This window comes from Bacillus sonorensis NBRC 101234 = KCTC 13918 (assembly GCF_001592005.1).
GTDB classification, from domain to species: Bacteria; Bacillota; Bacilli; order Bacillales; family Bacillaceae; genus Bacillus; species Bacillus sonorensis.
Genome location: NZ_BCVZ01000046.1, coordinates 1 through 3718, shown reverse-complemented (window position 1 = coordinate 3718; position 3718 = coordinate 1). Strand labels below are relative to the sequence as shown.

The window sequence follows — 3718 nt, the reverse complement described above, 5'->3', positions numbered from 1 at the left end:
ACTGTCTATCCATGAAAATGAATCTTATTGATCAGAACAAACAACCCAAACGACAAAAAAAGAGCCCAACTCGGAATAAGCGGGCTTTCAATCTTTATATACTCTTTTTCATTCCACATCCGCGGCACTCACGGCGAGAATACTTCGTCCTTCACCGAACTTAAAACTTACCAATAAAGTCGTTAAAAATTACGTTACTTCTGTATTATCTGAATAAGATTACCGCATGTATCGTCGAAGACAGCTATTGTGACTTCGCCCATTTTTGTAGGCTCCATAGTAAACTTGACACCGTTTTCCAATAATCGTTCGTACTCTTTACGAATATCTGCAACGCCAAACATTGTTACTGGGATGCCATCGGCAAATAGCTTCTTTTGATACTCTTTTGCGGCAGGATGTTCATCCGGTTCGAGTAAAAGTTCGGTTCCGTCTTGATCATCGGGAGAAACAAGCGTTATCCACCTATATGCTCCGCTGGGAACGTCATGCTTTTTTACAAAGCCCAGCGTTTTTGTATAAAACTCCAATGCTTTGTCTTGATCTTGAACGAATATACTAGTAATAATGATTTTCATCATGTTTTGGGCCTCCTTTGATATTTGCGATGTATGGTTCTCTTCTAAACAATCTGGCTACAAATAGAAAAAACCATACATTCGTCATTAGTTATAAAATTAATCTACCCATCCTTTCAGCAAATTTTTAAGTGGCTCGTTGTTGAATATAAGTACTCGATATTTTCCCTTTCGTTTTGATTTTACAAGCCCTGCATCTTCCAATACAGAAAGATGTTTAGCTATCGCCTGTCGCGAAATGGAAAGCTCATGCTTCATAATCAGACGTGCCGTAAGCTCATACAACGTCAGCTCGTTGCGTTCGGATAGTTCGTCTAATATAAGCCGCCGATTCGAATCGCCAAGTGCTTTGAATATAGCATCTTTGTCCCAATTCATATATCGAGTATATGCAACTATACGGTTGCCGTCAATCATAAGTAACCTTATAGTTGCATGATAAAGGAGCCATGAAAATGACTTCCTGTGCAAGCGGGGTCTCACCGCTTGCGTTCCCCGTGACTGTCGCGCGCAATCCTGCATAGACTTCAGCCGCTCCTCCCGTGAAGCTGACGACCTTCATTTATCATTCGATACATCCGGGTGCACGCTTGATAAGGGAAAGTTGCGTCTCCCATTCTGGCCATAAAAAAAAAGCGGCCGCCAATCAGCTGCACAACATCCGTGTTCAAAAGATCAGTGTCCGCAGGTTCTCCGTCTTGGACTCAGGTATTATTTTCTTGTCTCTATCGTATGATAAAGTGGAATATAAAAAGTCCCCCATTTTATCCCCTTTTTTGTCGGATTTTTTTTGGACTGAATATAAAAAACCTTGAAAGGCAGTAGCCAATCAAGGTAAAGAAATATGAATGTTATTTATATATTTTTCTCAAATTTCGAACACAATTAAAATCAAATTCAAACTTCCTCAATATTATATTTTTGAGCGATAACCTTTAATAAGGATTCTATTTTCTCCTTATATTGTGGAAAATCTGAAATATAACTGTCACATGCTATCCTAAGGTAATAATAAAATGTTGGATAATCTACAATTACTTCTTCATCGATTACACCGAATTCAATTCCTTCAAAAGACTCTTCATCGGGCTCAAGTTCACATGGAAAGGTACATCCAACATCGTTTATTGCGGTTCCAACTTCTTTTGACAAATTCTCAATAACTTCTAAAAATTCAGAGTCTGCTAGCACATTAAAAAAAGCTGTAATTGGAAAATGACTTTCTTTTATTTGTTGAGATTCTAAAATTCTGTTCATTATTTATGCACTCTCTTTCTAATTATAGATCAGGGAAAAATGAAGTTACTGTTCCATTAGTGTCAGTATAGCCTATCCATTTTACTCCGTTGCTATCATAACCTTCCCAAACTCTTGTTAAGTTGCCCTTTGAAGCAGCATCAGCAGCTGCCTCCTTACCAAATTTCAAAAAATCATCGTCTGAAATAACAGATGGATCATAAATGGTTTTCTTAAATTCTTGGGCTCTCCATCCCGTGATCTCCCCTGTTTTGGGGTCTAAAGATGGAACCTTATATACAACCTTTTCTATCCCCTTAAGTTTAGGGTGCTTTTGAACACTTAGAATTTTTACGTTATTTTTTAAAAATTCATTTTTATTATGTGCCCCTCCTATCCCCCTTCTTCTTGGCACTTTTGGATCCGTATTTTTTATATGGTTTGCTAATGTTTCGGTAAATTCAACTTTTTTTATAGTACTCGCAGGCTTTCTATTTGATCCCTCACCATCAGCTTTAAAAAGCACACTTTTCTTTTTATCCTCAATCAGCTCCTTCAGCAAAGGCGTATTCTTCACATTAATAGAATTCGGTGCATCCTGAAGAATCCCTTGCAATGCAGGAGTATATCGATTGGCAGGTGGCTTGACATACTGTTTTACTGACTTACCGGCTTTCTTCACCTTGATAACCGCGGCTTTACCCGCTTTCGCAACATCTTTCGAGCCTGTTGGGACAGAGGATTTTCCACTTCTCAAGCCCACAAGGCTTCCGATCAAATAAGTAAAATAATGCGACCTTGAATACGCATCCCCACGTACTACTTTTTCATCATACTGTTCCACCAACGTATCAACCATACTTTGAAAGGCGCCTAAATAGTTGTATCCAAGAACTTTGTCAAAAACGACTTGTGGATCTTTATGTAAATTGTCGATTGTCCATCCAATATTCCATCCCAGCTGTATTCCGCCCTCGATAAAATCCTTCCCTAGATCATATACTGCGCTAAGCGAACCTTTAATACCATTACTGATATTCTGCAAAGCTTCTTTTCCATCATCCGGGCTAACTTCAAGAGGGTTTTGCATGACTGCCTGACGTCTTTCAAGAAATTGAACATATTCTAATTGTTCAGATGTAAGGTTATCGTAACCAATCTCTTTGGCAACTTTAAGATACTCGTCAGGATCATCTGACAACCCGTCAAGCTTTTTCTGTAATTTGTACATTTTAACATCATGATCGCTAACTTCGCTAATCTCTTTTTCAAGCTTTGATCTCTTATCAAGCTTATCCAACATGACTCCCATCGCTGTCTCTTGATTCCCACTCAAAGCATCCATCTCATCCGGTTTTAAAATCGAACCTTTTTGATAGGTGGCAATCTCAATTTTGGGCCCCGTATACATTTTTTCAAGTCTTTTAAGGTATTGTTGCATCGTTTCAAGATCGTTTTCCAGCGGTTTTGAGAGCGTTGGTCTGCTCTCTGTCAAATGCATGCAGCTTTTCGATGGTCTGATTGATGTCTTTCAAAGCTTTTCTATTTTGTTCGTGAAAGTCGTTGTCGTTCAAATCCGGCAGATCGACAATATGGCTGACTTTCGCAATTGTGGCGTTGGCTTTGGAAACCAAATGTTTCGTTGTTCGATCGGCCGCGTTCAAGCCGTTTTCTAAGTCATGGTCGAGAAAGGCTTGCGAAATATATCCGTTATGATACGGTTCAAGCGATTCCAGCACATTTTTGATTTTTTTCAATGCCGACTCATATTCCTCGATAAAAGTTTCGTAGAACCGCAAAAACGGAGTGTGACATTCTTCATAAAAAGCGCGAATGGCGTCGCCGCCTTTACCTTTTAAAGCATCGTCAAGAGCCGTTATCCCGTCGACGCTTTTTTTGAGATT

At 39.2% G+C, this 3718-nt stretch carries 5 protein-coding genes and 1 pseudogene; all 6 read right to left on the bottom strand.

The features are described 5' to 3' along the window. Nucleotides 1-194 precede the first annotated feature (194 nt). Entirely contained in the window at nucleotides 195-578 is a 384-nt protein-coding gene (locus BTR1S_RS21350) for a VOC family protein (protein WP_006638051.1), read from the bottom strand. A 99-nt stretch (nucleotides 579-677) separates the two neighbouring features. Next, on the bottom strand, nucleotides 678-956 hold the full coding sequence (locus BTR1S_RS21345) for an ArsR/SmtB family transcription factor (RefSeq protein WP_029419136.1): 279 nt from the start codon (nucleotides 954-956) through the stop codon (nucleotides 678-680). Nucleotides 957-987: 31 nt separating this feature from the next. Beyond that, nucleotides 988-1140: a hypothetical protein gene (locus tag BTR1S_RS22660; RefSeq protein ID WP_155910154.1), complete on the bottom strand. Its 153-nt coding sequence runs from the start codon at nucleotides 1138-1140 to the stop codon at nucleotides 988-990. A gap of 335 nt (nucleotides 1141-1475) precedes the next feature. Further along, a complete protein-coding gene (gene cdiI, locus BTR1S_RS21340; protein ID WP_006638053.1) occupies nucleotides 1476-1835 on the bottom strand; it encodes a ribonuclease toxin immunity protein CdiI in 360 nt (119 codons plus the stop codon). A gap of 22 nt (nucleotides 1836-1857) precedes the next feature. Further along, nucleotides 1858-2673: a CdiA family toxin C-terminal domain-containing protein gene (locus tag BTR1S_RS22325; RefSeq protein ID WP_238548702.1), complete on the bottom strand. Its 816-nt coding sequence runs from the start codon at nucleotides 2671-2673 to the stop codon at nucleotides 1858-1860. Between the two features lie 378 nt (nucleotides 2674-3051). After that, nucleotides 3052-3718: pseudogene (locus BTR1S_RS21335) on the bottom strand (ribonuclease YeeF family protein); the annotation flags it as partial.